The sequence below is a fragment of the Arthrobacter sp. YAF16 genome, from assembly GCF_052113385.1.
Classification (GTDB): domain Bacteria; phylum Actinomycetota; class Actinomycetes; order Actinomycetales; family Micrococcaceae; genus Arthrobacter.
Genome location: NZ_JBFRDC010000006.1, coordinates 85013 through 104828, shown reverse-complemented (window position 1 = coordinate 104828; position 19816 = coordinate 85013). Strand labels below are relative to the sequence as shown.

The window sequence follows — 19816 nt, the reverse complement described above, 5'->3', positions numbered from 1 at the left end:
ATCCCGGCTATCCATCCACGCGCTATCCATCCACATCGTGGAGGTGGTGCACGACGTCGTGCAGGAAGTACTGTGCGAACGTCAGGACCGTGAACTCCGAGCCGTTGCTGCGGGTGCCTTTGCGGTCCCAGTCCCGCTCCGGGACGCGGCCAAAGGACGCAGCGATCTGCTCGCCCTCGGCCGTCAGGGCGGCACTCACCTCGGCCGGATCGGAGTCGGCGTAGTCCTGCTCGACGGCTGTCCGGTCCTGGTCCCAGTCCTCGAAGCGCGCGTCATCCTCAGTGAGCATGAGGTCGAGGCGGTGGTCGAAAAGCGTGAACACGTCCCGGACGTGGCAGGCGTACTCCAACGGAGACCAGGTGTCCTCATCCGGGCGCACTGCGGCGTCCGGGCGCCGCAGCACGGCGCGCCAGCGCGGCAGCATGCTGGCGACCCGTCCCGGCGCCGTGGCGGGGGTGCAGGCGGAGATGTCGAAACCGCACTCGGGGCACGGCCGTGACAGCACCCAGGTCCAGTCTTTTTGATCGGGCACGATAGGCATGTCTGCAGTCTAGGCGAAGGAGTAGGATGCGTTCCGGGGGAAGGGCCTGGAAAGGAACATAGCCATGCTCAAAGACCACCCGGTCGGCGCCGTCCTGCCGGCCGCGGACCTCGCCCGTGCGCGGGGTTTCTACCGCGACAAACTCGGACTCGAACCGGATAACCCGGATGCCGAGGACAACCTGATGTACACGTGCGGCGCCGGCAGCAGATTCCTGGTGTACCAGACGCAAAACGCCGGTTCGGCCAAGAATACCCAGATGGGATGGATGGTCCCCGATGTGCCGGCCACCGTCGCCGAGCTCCGCGCGGCGGGGGTCGTCTTCGAGGACTACGACTTCCCGGGCCTGAAGACCGAAGACGGCATCGCCACGCTGCCGGACGGCAGCACCGCTGCATGGTTCCTGGACAGCGAAGGCAACATTCTAAACATCAACTCGGGGATGTAGGACCCGCCAGATGACCCCGGTTGGCCGCTCATGGCGGCGGCCCGGGGTCAGTCGCGGGGATCAGTCACCCGAACAGGGACACCCTGAGCAGCACAGCTAGCGTCCATCCATGCTCGGAGTTTTTTGTCGATGGAGCATCATGCACTTCACTGTGCCTAGGTCCGAGCTATGTCTGACTGCCGACCTGTGCTCTGCGTGGGTGGAGGTGAATCCAGGCGATTCGAGCGCCCCAAATCAAGGTTGCGGTCCCAGGGATGACCGCAAGAACCATCGGGTAGTACCTGACGTAAAAGGAGTCAGCTATCGTTCCATCGACCATGACGAAAGTGCACTCCACTCCGAGCGGGACGAACTCGTAAGTTCCTCCGGGCGCAGACGGGAATCCCTCGGGGTTGTGCACCGTGTCGGCAGGCAGATGCTCGGAATAGCAGTACTGCGAGAATGTCTGATGATCGTGAGACATGATAAGTCGGTCAAACGCGCCTACAGCTAAGTACCAAGCAACGGAAAGAATCACGCAGGTCAGAAACAAGATCATTTTCCGTGCCATTCGCCCCCCGGAATGTTGTTTTAGGGGAACACTATTGCACACTGCCCACAACTTGCCTCACGGGGTGGACTTGCCACACGCAATCGCCCGCGGGCCCCACGGTCCAGTACGGAATGCAGGGCGCAGCGTTCAATAGGGACATACTGACAAGTTGTCCCGTTGCCTCATCCAGTGTGTCCTTACGGTCGAATCCAGGCGGGGGTAGGATTCACGCAAGTGGAACCTGAAGGATATTAGCCTTCTGTTCCAGCCGTGGGCCAAACATCGATAGGGGTGTGCACCCTCGAACCGGGCACGACATAGAGCGTGCCGAGTTCGCCGCAATTCAGGACCTACACCAATGTCCGTTTGCTCGAAAATTCCCTATCCAACACTCGGGTCTGCGGAGCTGGCCCTTCGTGCCATCCAAAGAATCGCTTCGACGCGGGGACGAAAGTCGCCAACCGGTGCCTACTTTTGCAGCCACTGCCGGCAGTGGCACCTCACCTCGAAGTCGAGAACTCGGGTGCCACCATGGTCCCCGCGGGCTGGCTCCGCCACAATGCGGGTTCGCAACTGATTGCGCCCGGCCGTTTGCCAGAAATGGCCGCTAAGCCGGGCAAGTTAGCGGCCATTCGTGGCGAAAGAGTGGACCTGGAAGCTTGCGCCGGCCCGCACGGCACCGGACGCCCGGTCTGACGGCCCGCCTAGGCCTCCGGCGCCGCTTCTTCCTCGGCCCAGGCCATGCTCGGACCGATCGCGTCTATGGCCTGGGACAGCGGAATGCCGGAGCCGTCGCGGCGGCCGTGCTCGCCCGGAAGCGAGCGGGCCACCCCGGCCAGCGAGGATGCCTTCGCCGGGCCGTGACCGGCCCAGGCGAGGAGCAGGGTGTCCTCGCCCTTGAGGAAGCGGTGCGCGCGGACACCGGCCGTGCCGCGGCCCTTGGCCGGGTACTCCGCCAGCGCCGTGACCTTGGCGGCGCCCGGGGCGGTGCCCGGCAGCGCGCCCTCGGTGCCGGCGATGGTGACCACCACGGCGGCGTCGTCGTCTGGGCGCGCCGTGCCGAAGTGCAGCACCCGGTCACCGGCAGCCAGCTTGATCCCGGCCATACCGCCGGCGGTGCGGCCCTGCGGCCGGACCGCGGAGGCGCTGAAGTGCAACAGCTGGGCCTGGCGCGTCACGAAGACCAGCTCGACGTCGTCGGCGGCGGCGGGCTCGACGCCCACCACGGTGTCCTTGTCCTTGAGCGCGATCACTTCCCAGTCCTCGCGGTTCAACGGGTAGTCCGGCTGGACGCGTTTGACCACGCCCTGCGCGGTTCCGATCGCAAGGACCTGATCCAGCGGCGCGAAGGCCACGAGGGTTTCGCCCTTGAGCAGCGTGATGAAGTCCTTGGCGGGGACGCCGCCGGCCATGTTGGGGGTGCCCGAGGTGGGCGGCAGCACCGGCATGTCCATCACCTGGAGCCGCAGCATCCGGCCCTGCGACGTGACCGCGGCAATCTCGCCGCGAGCGGAGGTCCTGACCACGGAGCGGAACACGTCGTGCTTGGCCCGCGGGCCCGACTCGGCGAGGCTGTCCTGGTTGGCCGTGCGGGCGATCTGGCCGGAGGCCGTGAGGATGGCCCAGCAGGGGTCGTCCGCGATCTCCAGGGCCAGCGGCGCGGCCTTGCCCTTGGCGCCGGGTGCGGCGGCGAGGGCGGCGGCCACCGTGGGGGAGACGGCCTCGGATTCGAGCAGCACGGTCCGTCGCGGCGTGCCGTACTTGTCGGCGAGTTCGCCGAGCTCGTCGGAAACCAGCCCGCGCAGCAGCTCGGGGGAGTCCAGAATGGCCTGGAGTTCCGCGATCTCGCGGCGCAGCTCCTCCTGTTCCTTCTCCAGCTCGATCCGGGAGTACTTGGTCAGCTGACGGAGCCGCAGCTCCAGGATGTAGTTGGCCTGGATCTCGGAGAGATCGTAGATGGACATCAGCCGGGTGCGGGCCGCGGCGGCCTCGTCCGAGGAGCGGATGATCTGGATGACCTCGTCGATGTCCACGATCGCGATGAGCATGCCCTCGACCAGGTGCAGGCGGTCCTTCTTCTTGCCCAAGCGGAAGGAGGTGCGGCGGCGGACCACGTTGATGCGGTGGTTCACGTAGACGGAGAGCAGCTCCAGCAGGCCCAGGGTCTGCGGCTGGCCGTCGACGAGCGTGACGTTGTTGATGCCGAAGGAATCCTCCATCGGCGTGAAGCGGTAAAGCTGCTGGAGCACCGCGTTCGGGTTGAAGCCGTTCTTCAGCTCGATCACGAGCCGCAGCCCGTGCTTGCGGTCGGTGAGGTCCACGATGTCGCTGATGCCGGTCAGCTTCTTGCCGTTGACCGCGTCCTTGATCTTCTCGATCACCTTCTCCGGGCCCACCATGTACGGCAGCTCCGTGACCACGAGGCCGGTGCGGCGCGCCGAGAGCTGTTCGACGTCGACCTTGGCCCGGGTCTTGAAGGAGCCGCGGCCGGTGGCGTAGGCGTCGCGGATGCCGTCCAGGCCTACGATCCGGCCGCCGGTGGGCAGGTCGGGGCCCGGGACGAACTTCATGATGTCCTCGAGCGAGGCGTCCGGATGCGCGATCAGGTGCCGCGCCGCCGCCACCACTTCACCCAGGTTGTGCGGGGCCATGTTGGTGGCCATGCCGACGGCGATGCCGGTGGCGCCGTTGACCAGAAGGTTCGGGAAGGCGGCCGGGAGCACGTCGGGCTGGGTGAGCTGGTTGTCGTAGTTCGGGACGAAGTCCACCACGTCTTCGTCGAGGTGGTCCGTCATGGTCAGCGCCGCCGCCGCCAGCCGGGCCTCGGTGTAGCGCGGGGCGGCCGGGCCGTCGTCGAGCGAGCCGAAGTTGCCGTGGCCGTCGATCAGGGGCAGCCGCAGGGAGAAGTCCTGCGCCATCCGAACCATGGCGTCGTAGATCGCGGTGTCGCCGTGCGGGTGCAGCTTGCCCATCACTTCGCCTACCACGCGGGCGCTCTTGACGTGTCCGCGGTCCGGGCGCAGGCCCATCTCGCTCATCATGTACAGGATGCGCCGCTGCACGGGTTTGAGGCCGTCGCGGGCGTCGGGCAGGGCCCGAGAGTAGATGACCGAATAGGCGTACTCCAGGAACGAGCCTTCCATTTCGGAAGTGACGTCGATGTCGACGATGTTCTCGATGAAGTCCGGGGATTCCCCTGCCGGGGGCGTGGTTTGGCGGCGTGCCATGAGGCTGGTGGGTCCTTCTACGGGTTACTCAGTTGATGGTGCGTTGGACTTGCGTGGCTGTTGAGGCGCGATGACGGCGGGCAGCTCAAGTTTATGGCTAGGCTAAGCCTATGGTGGATCAGCCCGCGGACGGCGTATATCCGGAACATTGGGAAGCCGATGTCGTGCTGCGCGACGGCGGGACAGCGCACCTGCGCCCCATCCACCCCGCCGACTCCGACGCGGTGCAGGCCTTCCATGTGGGCCAGTCGCAGAAGTCGATCTACATGCGCTTCTTCGCCTTCAAGTCCAAGCTGTCCGCCAAGGAACTCAAGCGCTTCACCGAGGTCGACTACAAGGACCGGGTGGCCCTGGTGATCACCATCGGCGGAGAAATCATGGGCATCGGCCGCTACGACCGGCTCGACGACCCGGAAGAGGCGGAGGTGGCGTTCAACATCGCCGACGCGCACCAGGGCCGCGGGATCGGCTCCATCCTGCTCGAACACCTCGCCGCCGCGGCCCGCGAAAACGGCATCCGCAAGTTCAGCGCCGAGGTGCTGCCGGAGAACCGCAAGATGCTGATGGTCTTCTCCGACGCCGGTTACGACGTCAAACGGCACTTCGACGACGGCGTCGTGAGCCTCGAGTTCAACATCGACCCCACGGACAAGTCCCGGGCCGTGATGGAGTCCCGCGAACACCGCGCCGAGGCCCGCAGCATCCAGGAACTGCTCGCCCCGTCCTCGGTGGCCGTCATCGGTGCCAGCCGCAAATGGGGCACCGTCGGCTACCAACTGCTGGAACACATCATCGAGGGCGGCTTCACCGGCCCGGTCTACGCGATCAACCCCGAGGCCCTGGAACTGGCCGGAATGCTCTCCTTCGCCAAGCTCTCCGAGGTCCCCGGACCGGTCAAGCTCGCCATCATCGCGGTCCCGTATGACGAGGTGCCCAAGGTGGTCCAGGAGTGCGGGGAAGCCGGGGTCAAGGGGATCGTGGTGGCCACCGCCGGCTACGCGGACGACGGCGAACGCGGCCTCGCCCGGCAGCGCGACCTGGTCCGCCAGGCCCGCGCCAACGGCATGCGCGTGATCGGCCCGGCCTCGCTGGGCATCGTCAACACCAACCCCGCCGTGTCCCTCAACGCCTCGATGGCTCCCTCGCTGGCGCGCCGCGGCGGCCTCGGCCTGTTCAGCCAGTCCGCGGCGATCGGCGTCTCGCTCTACGCCGCCTCCAGCCGCCGCCGGGTGGGCATCTCCACCTTCCTCTCCGCCGGGAACCGCGCCGACGTGTCCGGCAACGACATGATGCAGTTCTGGGAGGACGACGCCGACACCACCGCCGTCGGGCTCTACCTCGAATCGATCGGCAACCCGCGCAAGTTCTCCCGGCTGGCCCGGCGGCTCGCGCGGACCAAGCCGGTGATCGTGGCCAAGTCCGATGCGATGGGCCTGAACCTGCCTCCCGGCCACGCCGTGCGCACCACGCAGGCGCCGCCCGAGGCCCTGGACGCCATGATGCGGCAGGCGGGCGTGATCCGGGTGGAGACCATTGAAGAGCTGATGGACGTCGCCCAGATCGTCTCCAGCCAGCCGCTGCCGAAGGGGCCCGGCGTGGCCGTGTTCAGCAACTCAAGCGCGCTCGGCAAGGTGGTGGCCGACCGGGCCACCGCGGCCGGTCTCGGCGTGGAGCGCATCGTGGCCGACGTCGACCTGGACGCCGGCATGTCCCGGTCGCTGCCGGCACTACGCCGCAGCCTGCAGGAGACCCTGACCGTCGACTCGGTGCACGCCGTCGTGGTCGCGCTGTTGCCGGCCCGGGGGCTGACCGTCGAAAAGATCGGCGCGGTGCTGGCCGAGTGCTCGGCGGCCGCAGGGAAGCCTGTGGTTGCCGCGTTCACCGGCCTTCTTGATCCGTCCATCTACGTCGAGGGCATGGTCGGCGCTCCCGCCGAAGCCGGCGCGGGATCCGCGGCCGCGGGAGCCGCCGCGGAAGCCACAGCTGCGGAACCGGCCGCCGGGGTGCCCTGCTACTCCAACCCCGGGGCCGCCGTCGCCGCCCTCGCCGCGGTGGTGCGCTACGCCCACTGGGTGGTCCGCGACCAGGGGCTGTTTGTGGAGCCCGAAGGCTGCGACCCGGAGGGCGCCCACGAGGACCTGGAGGAGCTGCTCCGGCCCGTGAGTGGCGAGCAGCTGGTCCGGTTGGACCCTCCGTCCGCCGCGAAGCTGCTGGGCCGCTACGGCATCCGGGTGCTGCCCTCGGAGGGCTTCGAGTCGGAAGACGACGCCGTCGCCGCGGCGGAGCGGCTCGGCTGGCCGGTGGCGCTGAAGACCACGGACCCGGCGCTGCGGCACCGCCTCGACCTTGGCGGGGTACGCCTGGACATCCAGGACGCCGACTCGCTGCGCCGCAACATCGCCCAGATGCGCAGATCGCTGCAGCGCTACGGCTCACCGTCCCTCGAGGTCCAGTCGATGGCCCCGGTGGGGCAAGCCTGCACCTTCCGCGCCATCGAGGACCCGCTGCTGGGCCCGGTGGTGTCCTTCGGGCTGGCCGGCGACGCCGTGAACCTCCTCGATGACTGGGCCCACCGGGTGCCGCCGCTCTCCGGCTCCGACGTGCACGACTTCATCCGCGCGCCCCGCGCGTCGCGCAAACTCTTCGGTTACCAGGGCCTGCCCGCCGTCGACGCAGCCGCGCTCGAGGACCTGGCGGCCCGGCTGACCAGGCTCAAGGACAACCACCCCGAGATCGCCCTGGTGGAGTTCAACCCGGTGCTGGCCGGACCCGACGGCGCCGTGATCCTGGCCGCCGACGTCCGGATTGCCAACGCCGCCCAGCGCACGGACACGGCCAGGCGGGCCATGCGCAGTTAGCATGTCCCCAGCCGATCTGTGAAAATGGGAGCCATGAGTTCCCAGCCTCCAGCATCCCAGCCCCAGGCGTCCGTCTCCGGCCGCCACGGCTCCCCGCACCAGGGCCTGCACGACCACAGCGCGCAGGGCCAAAGCCTGGACGGCGCCCTCCAGCAGGCAGGCTTCTACCCCCGCCTGGTCGCCGACGTCGTCGCCGACGCCCTGGACGGCCGCGACTGCGTGGCCCACCTGGTCCACCTCGAGACCCACTTTGACCGTGCCGAAGTGCGCCGGCACATCACCGTGCTCGTGCTAACCGAGGACATGCTGGTGATCACCCATGTGGACGACCAGCAGCTCGACGAGGCCGGCGAGCAGATCGTCGCCCAGGTTTCCACCGAGTCCGTCCCCGTCACGCAGATCCGCTCGGTGGTGCTCAGCTACGTCTACGCCCAGCCGCAGGACTACAAGCCCTCGGACCCGGTCCGTGAGCTGACCCTCTCGATCGCCTGGTCCGGCGGCCAGCGCCTCGACATGGGCCCCGCCAGCTGCGGTGACCCGCAGTGCGAAGCCGACCACGGCTACAGCGGCACGATCGCGCAGGAGGACATCGTGCTGCGGATCAGCGCCGAAGCCGACGGCCTGCAGGCCGTGCAGGACGCGAAGCTCTTCGCCCGCGCACTCCGGGCCGTGAACACCGGCTCCACGGCCCCCGCGCCGCACGGTGTCCCCACGCTTCCGCCGCGCCCGCGTACCGGCGTCTTCGGAAACCGCCTCAGCCGCGGCCACCAGCGCTGAGATGGTGCCGGTCCGCGCCTCCGGGTCCCCGCTGCCTTCGCCGCAGGCGTCCGTCCGTGCTCCCGGCGGCCCCGCCGGGATGCCCGCGTCCCCGGCCTATGGGGAACGTTCCATCGCGGAGGTGCTCAGCAGCGCCGCGGCCAGCCTCGGCGTCCCCGGTTTCCAGAACCGGCTGAACCTCCCTTCGGCAAAGCACGTCTGCGTCGTCCTGGCCGATGGCCTCGGCCGGCAGCTGCTCAAGCAGAAGATCGCCCACACCCCGTTCCTGCGGTCGGTGCTGCAGGCAGGCCAGGGAGCCGTGCCGGTGTGGCTCGATGCGGCCTTCCCCTCCACCACGGCCGCGTCGCTGGCCAGTTTCGGGACCGGGCTGGCCGCCGGGCAGCATGGGATGGTCGGCTACGACGTGCTGGACCCGGACCAGGACCGGGTGGTCAATATGCTGGGCAACTGGGACGACGGCGTCGACCCTCAGCTCTGGCAGCCCCTGCCCACTGTGTTCGAGCGGGCCGCCGGGCACGTCGACGTGAGCACTGTCGCCCTGCCGCGGTTCAGCGACTCTGCCATGACCCAGGCCGCGCTGCGGGGCGGACGCTTCCTGGCCGGAACCACCTCGCACGCCCGGACCGCGGCCGCGGCGGAAGCCATGGCCGGGGCGGACAGCTCGCTGATGTACTTCTACGTCCACGAACTGGACAAGGCAGGGCACCGTTACGGCTGCCAGTCGCCGCAGTGGGAACACCAGCTCGAAGAGCTCGACGCGACCGTCCGCCGGCTCAATGCCACCCTCCCCGCCGGCACCACCGTACTGGTCACCGGTGACCACGGCATGCTCGACGTGCCGGAATCGCAGCGGATCGACTATTCCGCCGAGCCGGACCTCATCGCAGGCGTCCGGCACACGGCAGGGGAGCCGCGCATGGTCCACCTCTACCTGGAGGATGGAGCCGGCGACGCCGGCCGGCTGCGGCTACTGGAGGCCTGGCAGGCCCGTTTCGGTGACCGGATCTGGGCCTTCACCCGGGAAGAGGCCGTGGCTGCAGGACTCTTCGGCGAGGTCCGGGGCCCGGTCGGGCCGCGGATCGGCGACATCATGATCGCTGCCCGCGACGCGCTGGCGTTCTACGACACCCGCAGGGTCCAGGCCAGGGCGCTGGAGGTGGTGGGGCAGCACGGCTCGCTGACCAAGGCGGAGCGCGAAATACCGCTGCTGTGCTTCGCCGCGGAAGGAAAGCCGGGTGGGCCCAAGGCCGCCGGAAAGGCCGCCAACAAAGCTCCGCGCCGCTGATTTGGTCCCTGGCGGGGCGGAGACCCTAGTCGCTGCGGGTGCCGAAGACGATTTCGTCCCAGCTGGGCACACTGGAGCGCTTGGGCTTGGAGGGCTGGCGCTCCGGCGTTTCAGGCTCCCGTTCGTTCCGGGAGGCTTCGTTCCGGGAGGCTTCGGTCCGGGAGGCGTCGCTGCGGGATGCCGCTAATGACTCGTTCTGCGCCCGCCGGGACGGTCCGCCGCCCAGGAGCTCATCCAGTCCGGGGCTGGACGTGGGACCGGTGCGTACCGGGCGCAGCTGCGAGGCCGCGATGGTGATCTCGCGGGTCTCGGTGCTGACCCCGTCGTGAAGCTTCAGCGCGTCGTCTTCGCTATTGTCCTGGTGCCGTGGCGCCAGGCTCAAGCGGGAGAGCATGGACGGCCGGGCGTCCCGGCGTCGGGTCAGGGCGTCGGGGTTGGGAATCGAATGCGGTTCGGCTGACGCCGCGGGCGGGGTTGCTTCCTCTGCCGGCTCGTCCTCCCGGGACGCCTCAACCTCCACCACGTCGTCTTCGGTCTCGTTCAGCGACGGAACCTCGGACGGCCGCGGGTGGGCGGCGGGAACACCGTTTGTCAGCAGCAGCGCCAGGGCGTCGTCGGCGTCTTCATCCAGGCCGAGACGCTGCCCGCGGCGGGAACGGAGCATGTCCAGCAGCCCGTCGGCGTCCTTCTCCTGCTGAACTCCGTGCTGCTGAACGATGCTGAGCTGCGCCGTGGCACTGCGTGCCGCGGCTTCCGCATCGGTCTCGAAATCAAAGGGCCGGTCCGAAACCGCCGAGAGGCGGCGGGCCGGGACAGGGCCGTCCATCGGCTCGAGTTCGCTGAGCTGCTGGGCCCAGCGGTTGGCGTTCTGCAACGACTTGCGCGCCGGGCTGAACGTCCACATGGCCGGCGGCTCTTCACCGATCGCGGCGTGGGCGCCGGGCTGTGCATCGAAACGGGCCACCACGTTCCAGCTGCCGTCCGGGCGTCGCCAGGAGTCCCATTCCACCGTTGAAGGCTCGATTCCATGGGCCCGCAGCCGGTGCATGACCATGTCGTCCAAGGTCGCTGGCTGGTCGCCGAAGAAGGAACGGTAGCTGTCGTGACCCGCGGAAGGGGAGGCCACTTCGATTTTGCGTGCCTGCTGGGCGACGTACTCGCGTTCGGCCAGCACGGGGCCCTCGTACCGCTGCACCTTGGCCAGCGGAATGCCGGAAAGAGCGGCCACCTCCGCGGCGGTCGCACCGCTGCGGATCCTGGCCTGGATATCGCGGGGGGACATGGCAATGGGCTCCGCGCCCCCGCCGGAAGCAGCCCTCGCCGGCGTCCGGCTCGCAGCCGCCCGAAGAGCCTCATCGATCGGCAGCTGGAACATCTCGCCGCCGGTGCCACTCAACAGGAGATGCTCCCCGTCGTCGTGGACGCCTACAAGCCGTAGATCCTGCATACAAATCCTCCACCCTGGCATTACTAACATTCGAAACTCTGCCACCGTTGGGTCCCAATTCGGGTTAGGAGGGAGGGCGCGCCGTGATTTTCCGCGACTTTCCGCCGGATGGGGGCCGTCCGGAGCGGACGGCGCCGCCGCCGGACCACTGGCCTCTGGCGCTCGGCAGGGGTTTGGGCAAAAATGACCCGACATCGGGCACAAAAAGCGATTGTCCGGCGTTGACATCGGTGAACCGAACCCGGACCGGGGCGGGGGCTACCAGCCCCGCCGGTGCGGCGGAGGCGGACCAACCCAACGAATGCGGAGTGTGAGCAACAACTAATGGCGACAGACTACGATGCGCCGCGCAAGACTGAGGAAGACCTTAACGAGGACTCCATCGAGGAACTGAAGTCGCGGCGTACGGACAAGCCTTCCGCGGTGGTCGATGAAGACGAAACCGACCTCGCCGAAGGCTACGAACTCCCGGGCGCCGACCTGTCCGGCGAGGAGCTGCTGGTCCGGGTGCTGCCCGCCCAGGCAGACGAATTCACCTGTGCCTCCTGCTTCCTGGTCCGCCACCGTTCGCAGATCGCCCGCGAAAAGGACGGCCTGAAGTACTGCAAGGACTGCGAGGGCTAAGGGCCGCCGCCCTCCTGCCGGCCTGGGACCGGCCCGGGCTGTTGTTAGCCGGGGTTGTTAGCGCGACAGCGCCGTGACGAGCTCGTCGGGGTGCCGCGTGGACGCCAGCCAATACGGGGTGCGGTCCGAGGGGTCGGTGATCTCGATGCGGACCACCGGGTCGATCCAGCCGCGGATGCACATGAAGGCGAGGCCGTTGAGCCGGGTGCCGCGCTCCGCCGTCGCCTCCGCGCCGCGGAAGGCCGTGGCCTCGCCGACGAAAGGGCGTTCAATCGTCGCCCGGCCCACGCGCAGCGTTGCGGCCGTCACCGTGATGGACGGCGTGGACACGATCAGCAACACCGTCAGGATCGTGAAGAGCACGACGGCGGCGGTGATGCCGGCGGCCATACTGATCGGCGCGAACACCAGGATGCCGGCCGCGGCCAGCCCGGCAGCCACCAGCCAGATCCAGAAATTCGGCCAAAGCTTTTCGCTGAACAGGACGGTGGCGTCGTTGGGGGTGCTGTTGGAGGCCGGCATGGCTGCGCTGGATTCGGGCATGAGCCCAGCTTTCCACTTTTCCCGGGCCATTTCACCTTGGCCGCCAGGCCGCCGCCCGCGGACACCGGGGGCGGCGGCGCGGTAGGTCTATCCTCCCCGCGGGCGTTACAGTGGGGAACTGTGACTGAAGAAACCACTGCCGTGAATACCCCGGCGGCAGACCCCTCGGCCAGCGGCCTTCCGGCCTACGGAGCCCCCACCCTGACGGTGCAGCTGAAGATGCTCGACGACGGCCTGCAGCCGCCGTCGTACGCCCACCCGGGCGACGCCGGCGCGGACCTGCGTGCCCGCGAGGACGTTGTGCTCGGGCCGGGGGAGCGGCGGCTGGTGCCCACCGGGGTGTCCATCGCGCTTCCTGACGGCTTTGTCGCCTTGATCCACCCCCGTTCCGGCCTGGCCACCAAGCACGGCCTGACCGTGGTGAACGCACCCGGCACGGTGGACGCGGGCTACCGCGGGGAGATCGCCGTGACTGTGCTGAATACTGACCGCGACGAGGCGATTGAACTGCGCCGCGGCGATAGAATTGCACAAATGGTCATCCAGCGCGTGGAGTACGCGGAGTTCGTGCCCGTCCAGGAGCTCAGCGATTCGGTCCGCGGCGCCGGCGGCTTCGGCTCCACCGGCGGTTTCGGCGCCCCCGGGGCCTGAGCCCCGCCCGTTTGACGCATCTGTTCCCTGTCCCGAGGCCGAGCGCCTGGCACAGGATCACAACTAAGGAGACAACACCATGGTTTTTGGGCGTGGCAGGAAAGCCAAGCAGGAGCAGTTGACGGACACCGGCGACACCCGGGAGGACGCAGCTGTTGACGCCGGCGCGCCCGCCGAGGGCACGGCTGGCGCCCTGCGGAGCGCCGGTCCCCATGACGTCGCGGACATCGACAACCAGGACGGCTACGTCGACCTCGGCGCCCTGTTGATTGCCCCGCGCGAAGGGCTGCAGCTCCGCCTTGAGGTCGAGGAAGCCACCCAGCGCGTCGTGGCCGTCACCATGGACCTGGAAGGTTCGAGCCTGCAGCTGCAGGCCTTCGCCGCGCCCCGCTCCGAAGGCCTCTGGGACGAAATCCGTGAGCAGATCGGCCAGTCCGTGGGCAGCCAGGGCGGCCAGGTTGAGGAGATTGAGGGCCACTTCGGCATCGAGCTCGTCGCCAAGCTGCCTGCCGGCGACGGCAGCGAGGGCTATCGGGTGGCTCGGTTCATCGGCGTCGACGGCCCCCGCTGGTTCCTCCGCGGTGTCCTCGGCGGAGACGCCGCACTGGACCGCGACGCCGCCGCCGGACTCGAGGAACTGTTCCGCCAGATCGTCGTGGTGCGGGGCGAGAGCCCCATGCCGCCGCGCGAGCTGCTTCAGCTCCGCCTTCCCCGGGACTCCGGCGTCGCGGCACCGCAGGGTGCCCCGGAGTTCGAGCAACCCGAGCGCGGACCGGAGACTACCCAGATTGGTTGATGCCGCCGGCAAGAAAGCTGCCGCAGCTGTCCCCGTGCGGGGGCTGCCCGAGCGCGGACGTGTGCTGTGCCGCGGCTTCATTGAATCTGTGACCTATGCCCCGGCCAGCGAGGTGGCAGCTTTCACAGCCATCGTCACCGACCATGACGCCCCGCCGGCCAAGGCGCGGCCGGCCGCTTCTGCGGTCCAGGCCGCCCAAGCCGGCCAGCCCGGCGTCCGGCGCAAGCGGCCTGCCGCGGCCGCCGACCGGCTCCGCGTGATCTGGCTGGGACGGCGCCGCATCCCCGGCGTGAAGGCCGGCCTGGAGCTACGGCTCGAGGGCATGGTCACTGTCCGGGACGGGCTGCCCACCATGTTTAATCCGCGCTACGAAATACTCTCCCGCCTGGAGGAACAATGAGCACGCCCGAAGACCAGCAGCCCTCGGTGGCCCAGCTCGCCGAAGGCTACGCGGCGAAGGCGGGACTGCACCGCACCAGCAACGGCAACATCGACGTGCTCAAGAGCGCCGGCGGTGTCCAGGGCATCGCCGAAAGCATCCTTCCGGGGCTGGTGTTCCTGATCGCCTTCACCGTGACCCGTGAACTTCCGCTGGCCCTGATCGCCGCGCTGGCGGTGGCCGCGGCGTTTACCGTCGCCCGGCTGATCCAGCGCAAGCCGCTGACGCAGGCGCTGGCCGGTATTGTCGGCGTCGGGCTATCAGCCTGGCTCGCGAACTCGACCGGCAAGGCCGAGGACTTCTACGTCCTGGGCTTCTTCACCAACCTCGGCTACATCCTTGCGATGTCGATCTCCATCGCGGTGCGCTGGCCCTTCGCCGGGCTGCTGTTCGGTTTCATCCGGAACGAGGGCCTGGACTGGCGCAAGCATCCGGCCCGGGTGAAGGCCTACCGGATCGGCACCTGGGTGATCATTTCGGTCCTGGCCCTGCGCCTGATCGTGCAGGTCCCGCTGTACCTGATGGGGGAGCAGGGCCTCGCAGGCCTCGCCACCACCAGGCTCATCATGGGCGCGCCGCTGTACATCCTGGGCATGTGGGTCGCCTGGCTGCTCACCCGTCCCGCGCCGGCCCCGGCTGACCAGCCGAGCGAAGCCGACTAACCCGCAGTTGTTGTCGTTTTGAGCGGTCAAAACGACAACAACTGCGAGCCAGTTGGGCGGTTCAGCCGTCGAAGCCGTCGTCGCCGGCGGGCTGGGTCTCGCGGCCATGCAGGTCCGCGTTGACCGGGTGCTGGCCGGCGCTCGAAGGTTCACCGGCTGACTCGACCTCGGACTCCGGGGCCGAGAGCAGGGCCCGCAGCCCGTCCTCGGCAACGATGGTGGTGACGAAGAACAGCTCGTCGCCGCCGTCGATCACGTCGTCCCGGCTCGGCGTGATGGGCGCCTGGTCGCGCAGGATCGCCACCAGGGTCGCATCCTCCGGCCAGTCGATGTCGCCCACGGTCAGGCCAATCACGTGCGAATCATGCGGCACCGTGAACTCCACCAGCGAGGACACCCCGGTCTGCAGGGTGAGCAGGCGGACCAGGTCGCCGATCTCCACGGCCTCTTCCACGAGGGCTGTCATCAGCTGCGGGGTGTTCACCGCGACGTCGACGCCCCAGGAATCATCGAACATCCAGTCGTTCTTCGGGTTGTTCACCCGGCCGACGGTCCGTCCCACACCGAACTCGGTCTTGGCCAGCAGCGAGACCACAAGGTTCACCTTGTCGTCGCCCGTCGCGGAGACCACGACGTCGGCGTCCTCCAGCCGGGCGTCCTTGAGGGTGCTGAGCTCGCAGGCATCGCCGACCAGCCAGTGCGCGCCGCGCAGCCCGCTGCGGCCGATCACCTCGGGCTTGAGGTCGATCAGCAGGATCTCGTGTTTGTGGGCCAGCAATTCACGGGCGATCGAGGAACCGACGCTGCCCGCCCCGACGATGACAACTTTCACTTAGGACTCCTTGGCGGGGGACTTGGCAAGAATGTGGGCGACCTCGGAGGTGCGGTCCACGCTGAGCATGGCGTGGACCGTGTCGCCGTCCTGGTACGAGGTTCCGGGCCCGGGGAGGATACCCTCGCCGAAGCGCGTGAGGTAGGCGACGCGGATGTCGGCGGCCTTTTCAAGCGCGGACACCGGGTGGCCGATCCAGCCGGAGTCCACGTCCACCTCGGCCAGCACCAGCCGGCCGGAGGGGTCGCGGAAATCACCGGCGAGGTGCTGTTCCGGAAGGATCCGCCGGAGCACCTGGTCCGCGCTCCAGCGCACCGCCGCGACCGTGGGGATGCCGAGGCGCTGGTAGATCTCCGCGCGGCCCGGATCGTAGATCCGCGCCACGACGTGCGGAACGTGGAACGTCTCGCGGGCCACCCGGGTGGCCAGGATGTTGGAGTTGTCGCCGCTGGACACGGCAGCGAAGGCGTAGGCCTCCTCGACCCCGGCCTGCTTGAGGGTTTCCCGGTCAAAGCCGACGCCGGTGACCTTGCGGCCGGAGAAACCGGTCCGGAGCCGGCGGAACGCACGGTCGTCCTGGTCGATGATCGCGACCGAATGGCCGGCGTCCTCCAGTGTGTGCGCCAGGGTTGCCCCGACACGGCCACAACCCATGATCACGAAGTGCGCCACACGTGCCTCCTCAAGCTTCTGTGTCTGTTGCTGCGTAAAACTCTACCGGCCACCGGGGCCCCGGAGCCGGTCCGACGGCGGTGCGGCCGGGCGCCTGCCCGCAGGCAGGCTTCGCCGTCATGACATCGCGTCCGAATCAGACTAGCTTTGTCTGGTGCTGACAATTTTCAATGCCGTGAAGCGGGTGCTGGTAGGCAGGCCCTTCCGGAACGACCGTCTGGCCCACACCCTGCTGCCGAAGCGGATCGCGCTCCCCATTTTCGCCTCCGACGCGCTGTCCTCGGTGGCCTACGCGCCGGACGAAATCCTGTTGACCCTGGCGCTGGCCGGCGTCAGCGCGGTGGCGTTTTCCCCCTGGGTGGGGCTCGCCGTCATGGTGGTGCTGCTCACAGTGGTGGCCTCCTACCGCCAGAACGTGCACGCTTACCCCTCCGGCGGCGGCGACTACGAGATCGCCAACGAAAACCTGGGCAAGTACGCCGGCCTCACCGTCGCCTCGGCCCTGCTGGTGGACTACGTGCTCACCGTCGCGGTGTCGATGTCCTCGGCCGCCGCCTACCTGACCACCGCCGTCCCCTCGCTGCACGGCCAGCAGGCAGCGATCGCCACGATCGGCGTCGTAATCCTGGCCCTCGTGAACCTGCGCGGCATCCGCGAAGCCGGCAGTGTCTTCGCGGTGCCCACCTACATCTTTATGTTCTCAATCCTCGGCATGACCGCCGTCGGCGTCTTCCAGGCCGCCACCGGCCAGCTCGGCCAGGCGCCGTCGGCCGAGTTCCAGATCGTCCCGGCCCCCGGTTTCGACGAGGGACTGGTCGGACTCACCGGGGCGTTCCTGTTGCTCCGTGCGTTCTCCTCCGGCGCCGCGGCCCTCACCGGCGTGGAGGCCATCAGCAACGGCGTGCCGAACTTCCGGAAGCCCAAGAGCAAGAACGCAGCCACCACGCTGCTGCTGCTCGGCGTGATAGCGGCCTCCATGCTGGCCGGCATCATTTACCTGGCCAACGCCACCAAGGTCCACATCGTGCTGGACCCGGCGAAGGAGTTCCTGCTCAACGGCAAGCCGGTGGACGAGGACTACATCCAGAACCCGGCCATCAGCCAGATCGCACAGACCGTCTTCGGCGCCGGTTCCATCCCCTTCTACATCGTGGTCGCCGCCACCGGCGTGATCCTGGTGTTCGCCTCCAATACCGCCTTCAATGGCTTCCCGGTCCTTGGCTCGATCCTTGCCCAGGACGGCTACCTGCCCCGCCAGCTCCGCACCCGCGGGGACCGGCTCGCGTTCAGCAACGGTGTGCTGGCGCTGGCCGCCGGCGCGCTGGTGCTGATCATCGCGTTCAACGCCGACGTCACCAAGCTGATCCAGCTCTACATCGTGGGCGTTTTCATCTCCTTCACGCTGAGCCAGCTCGGCATGATCCGGCACTGGGGACGCGAGCTGAAGCTCGCCAAGGACCCGGCCACCAAGCTGCGGATGGTCAAGTCCCGCACCATCAACACGATCGGCTTCGGCATGACCGGCCTGGTCCTGGTGATCGTGCTGATCACCAAGTTCGAGCAGGGCGCCTGGATAGCGCTGCTGGCCATGTTCATCCTGTTCCTGATCATGTGGAGCATCCGGGCCCACTACGACAACGTGGCCAAGGAACTCGCCGTGGACGAGGACTCCTCGCCCAGGGCGCTGCCCACCCGGGTGCATGCCGTGCTGCTCGTCTCGCACGTGCGCAAGCCCGTGCTCCGGGCGCTGGCCTACGCCCGTGCCTCGCGGCCCTCCCGGCTGGACGCCATCACGGTGGACATCAGCCCGGAGGAGACCGAACAGACCCTGGCGGATTGGGAGAAACTGGAAATCCCGGTGCCGCTGACGGTGCTGGCCAGCCCGTTCCGCGAAACGGTCACGCCGATCATGGAGTACATCAAGAACATGCGGCGCGACTCGCCGCGCGACCTGATCGTCGTCTACATCCCCGAATACGTCGTCGGCAAGTGGTGGGAGCAGCTGGTCCACAACCAGACGGCGCTGCGGATCAAGACGCGGCTGCACTTCGAGCCCGGCGTCATGGTTGCGAGCGTGCCGTGGCAGCTGAAATCGTCCGAGGAAGCCAAGAGACTGCAGGATATCCAATGAGCACCGACACCACGACGCCCGCCCGCACCGAGCTCGTCGTCGACGTCGGCCCCGTCGCGCACGGCGGCCACTGCGTGGCCCGGCACGAGGGCCGCGTGATCTTTGTCCGTCACGGCATCCCCGGCGAGAAAGTCCGGATCCGGCTGACCGACGAGGGCGAGTCCGCCAAGTTCTGGCGCGCCGACGTCGTTGAGGTGCTGGAGGCCTCCCCGGACCGGGTGGAGCACTTCTGGCACGCGGCCGACGCGCAGCGGTCCTGGTCCCACGGCCACCCTCCCGTCGGCGGCGCCGAGCTGGGCCACATCTCGCTGGACCGCCAGCGCAGCCTCAAATCCGAGGTGCTGGCCGAGCAGCTGCACCGCCTGGCCGGCGTCGACGTGCCCGTCACGGTCGAGGCCGTGGGGGAGGCAGCCGCCGGCGCGGCGACCGGCCTGGCCTGGCGCACCCGCGCAGGTTTCGCCGTGACGCCGGGTGGCAAGCTCGGCATGCATGCGCACCGCTCCGACGCCGTGTTCCCGGTCCGTGAGATGCCGCTGGCCGTCGAGGGCATCAACGCCCTGAAACTCTGGGACATCGACCTGCAGGGGATTGAACGGATTGACGTCGCAGCTCCTGCCAACGGGTCGCGGCCGCTGGTACTCCTGGTGCCCTCGGCCGGAACCCGGGCCAAGCGGCTCAGCGCCGTCCTGGCCCAACTGCCGGACGACGTCTCGGTGGCGCGGGTGGACCCGGGCACGGGCGAGGTGACGCAGTTGCGGGGCCGCACCTGGGTGCAGGAAACGGCGGCCGGCCACGAGTACCGGGTCACCGGCGACGGCTTCTGGCAGATCCACCGCGACGCCCCGGACACCCTGGTGGGGGCCGTGACCGGCTTCCTGCACGAGGGCGGCTACCTGGCCGCCGGGGCAGTCGTGGCGGACCTTTACGCCGGCGCGGGGCTCTTCACCGCACCCCTCGCCGACGCCGTCGGCGTCACCGGCTCCGTGCTGTCCGTGGAAGGGGCGCCCGGCACCAGCCGGGATGCCCGCAAGAACCTGCACGGCGCATCCCAGGTCGAAATCGTGCAGGGGAAAGTGGAGCGCGTGCTGCGGCAGAAGCCGCGCAACTTCGACGCCCTGGTACTTGACCCGCCCCGGGCCGGCGCCGGCAAAGCCGTGGTCAACCAGCTGGTCGCGGCCGGTCCCCGGGCGATCGCCTACGTCTCCTGCGATCCGGCGTCATTTGCCCGCGACGTGGGCTACTTCCAGCAGGCCGGCTGGGTACTCGGGGAGCTGCGTGCCTTCGACCTGTACCCGCACACCCACCACATGGAGACTGTGGCGTTACTGACTCCCCGGGGCTAAGGCCACTA

The 19816-nt window shown here is 68.6% G+C and carries 17 protein-coding genes; 11 read left to right on the top strand and 6 right to left on the bottom strand.

Annotated features, from left to right (window positions below; all coding sequences use genetic code 11):
- Positions 1 to 22 precede the first annotated feature (22 nt).
- Positions 23 to 541, bottom strand: a complete 519-nt coding sequence (locus AB4Y91_RS12775; RefSeq protein WP_441418837.1) for a DinB family protein — start codon at positions 539 to 541, stop codon at positions 23 to 25.
- A gap of 64 nt (positions 542 to 605) precedes the next feature.
- Here AB4Y91_RS12775 and AB4Y91_RS12770 point away from each other — a divergent pair, with 64 nt between their 5' ends.
- Complete coding sequence (locus AB4Y91_RS12770) at positions 606 to 989, top strand: VOC family protein (RefSeq protein ID WP_441418836.1); 384 nt, start codon at positions 606 to 608, stop codon at positions 987 to 989.
- A 1236-nt stretch (positions 990 to 2225) separates the two neighbouring features.
- On the opposite strand, the gene AB4Y91_RS12765 is transcribed toward AB4Y91_RS12770, so the two are convergent.
- The gene (locus AB4Y91_RS12765; protein ID WP_441418835.1) at positions 2226 to 4748 is read right to left on the bottom strand and encodes a DNA gyrase/topoisomerase IV subunit A; all 2523 of its coding nucleotides are present in this window, start codon (positions 4746 to 4748) and stop codon (positions 2226 to 2228) included.
- A 110-nt stretch (positions 4749 to 4858) separates the two neighbouring features.
- On the opposite strand from AB4Y91_RS12765, the gene AB4Y91_RS12760 reads away from it, so the two are divergent.
- From AB4Y91_RS12760 to AB4Y91_RS12750, 3 genes are all read left to right on the top strand, one after another.
- Positions 4859 to 7606, top strand: a complete 2748-nt coding sequence (locus AB4Y91_RS12760; protein WP_441418834.1) for a bifunctional acetate--CoA ligase family protein/GNAT family N-acetyltransferase — start codon at positions 4859 to 4861, stop codon at positions 7604 to 7606.
- A gap of 33 nt (positions 7607 to 7639) precedes the next feature.
- Positions 7640 to 8383, top strand: coding sequence for a DUF5998 family protein (locus AB4Y91_RS12755; protein WP_441418833.1), 744 nt, complete (start codon positions 7640 to 7642; stop codon positions 8381 to 8383).
- A gap of 79 nt (positions 8384 to 8462) precedes the next feature.
- Positions 8463 to 9668 (top strand): alkaline phosphatase family protein, encoded by a 1206-nt coding sequence (locus tag AB4Y91_RS12750; RefSeq protein ID WP_441418933.1) that lies wholly within the window; start codon positions 8463 to 8465, stop codon positions 9666 to 9668.
- Between the two features lie 25 nt (positions 9669 to 9693).
- Here the strand turns inward: AB4Y91_RS12750 and sepH are convergent, their stop codons facing one another.
- Entirely contained in the window at positions 9694 to 11115 is a 1422-nt protein-coding gene (gene sepH, locus AB4Y91_RS12745; protein WP_441418832.1) for a septation protein SepH, read from the bottom strand.
- A gap of 324 nt (positions 11116 to 11439) precedes the next feature.
- On the opposite strand from sepH, the gene AB4Y91_RS12740 reads away from it, so the two are divergent.
- Positions 11440 to 11739, top strand: coding sequence for a DUF4193 domain-containing protein (locus AB4Y91_RS12740; RefSeq protein WP_138769577.1), 300 nt, complete (start codon positions 11440 to 11442; stop codon positions 11737 to 11739).
- A 57-nt stretch (positions 11740 to 11796) separates the two neighbouring features.
- Here the strand turns inward: AB4Y91_RS12740 and AB4Y91_RS12735 are convergent, their stop codons facing one another.
- A complete protein-coding gene (locus AB4Y91_RS12735; protein ID WP_441418831.1) occupies positions 11797 to 12282 on the bottom strand; it encodes a DUF3093 domain-containing protein in 486 nt (161 codons plus the stop codon).
- A gap of 120 nt (positions 12283 to 12402) precedes the next feature.
- On the opposite strand from AB4Y91_RS12735, the gene dut reads away from it, so the two are divergent.
- The 4 genes from dut (at position 12403) to AB4Y91_RS12715 (ending at position 14830) form a co-directional block, all read left to right on the top strand.
- On the top strand, positions 12403 to 12933 hold the full coding sequence (dut, locus tag AB4Y91_RS12730; protein ID WP_441418830.1) for a dUTP diphosphatase: 531 nt from the start codon (positions 12403 to 12405) through the stop codon (positions 12931 to 12933).
- Positions 12934 to 13012: 79 nt separating this feature from the next.
- A complete protein-coding gene (locus tag AB4Y91_RS12725) occupies positions 13013 to 13729 on the top strand; it encodes a DUF3710 domain-containing protein (protein ID WP_441418829.1) in 717 nt (238 codons plus the stop codon).
- Entirely contained in the window at positions 13722 to 14129 is a 408-nt protein-coding gene (locus AB4Y91_RS12720; RefSeq protein WP_441418828.1) for a hypothetical protein, read from the top strand. The genes AB4Y91_RS12725 and AB4Y91_RS12720 overlap by 8 nt, the downstream gene beginning before the upstream one ends.
- A complete protein-coding gene (locus AB4Y91_RS12715) occupies positions 14126 to 14830 on the top strand; it encodes a DUF3159 domain-containing protein (protein ID WP_441418827.1) in 705 nt (234 codons plus the stop codon). The genes AB4Y91_RS12720 and AB4Y91_RS12715 overlap by 4 nt, the downstream gene beginning before the upstream one ends.
- A 61-nt stretch (positions 14831 to 14891) precedes the next feature.
- On the opposite strand, the gene AB4Y91_RS12710 is transcribed toward AB4Y91_RS12715, so the two are convergent.
- Positions 14892 to 15662 carry a potassium channel family protein gene (locus AB4Y91_RS12710; protein ID WP_441418826.1) on the bottom strand — a complete coding sequence of 257 codons (771 nt, stop codon included), beginning with the start codon at positions 15660 to 15662 and terminating at the stop codon, positions 14892 to 14894.
- Positions 15663 to 16334, bottom strand: coding sequence for a potassium channel family protein (locus AB4Y91_RS12705; RefSeq protein WP_441418825.1), 672 nt, complete (start codon positions 16332 to 16334; stop codon positions 15663 to 15665).
- Between the two features lie 154 nt (positions 16335 to 16488).
- Between AB4Y91_RS12705 and AB4Y91_RS12700 the strand changes: the two genes are divergently transcribed.
- Positions 16489 to 18465, top strand: a complete 1977-nt coding sequence (locus AB4Y91_RS12700) for an APC family permease (protein ID WP_441418824.1) — start codon at positions 16489 to 16491, stop codon at positions 18463 to 18465.
- Positions 18462 to 19808, top strand: a complete 1347-nt coding sequence (locus tag AB4Y91_RS12695) for a class I SAM-dependent RNA methyltransferase (RefSeq protein ID WP_441418823.1) — start codon at positions 18462 to 18464, stop codon at positions 19806 to 19808. The genes AB4Y91_RS12700 and AB4Y91_RS12695 overlap by 4 nt, the downstream gene beginning before the upstream one ends.
- The last annotated feature ends 8 nt before the right edge of the window (positions 19809 to 19816 follow it).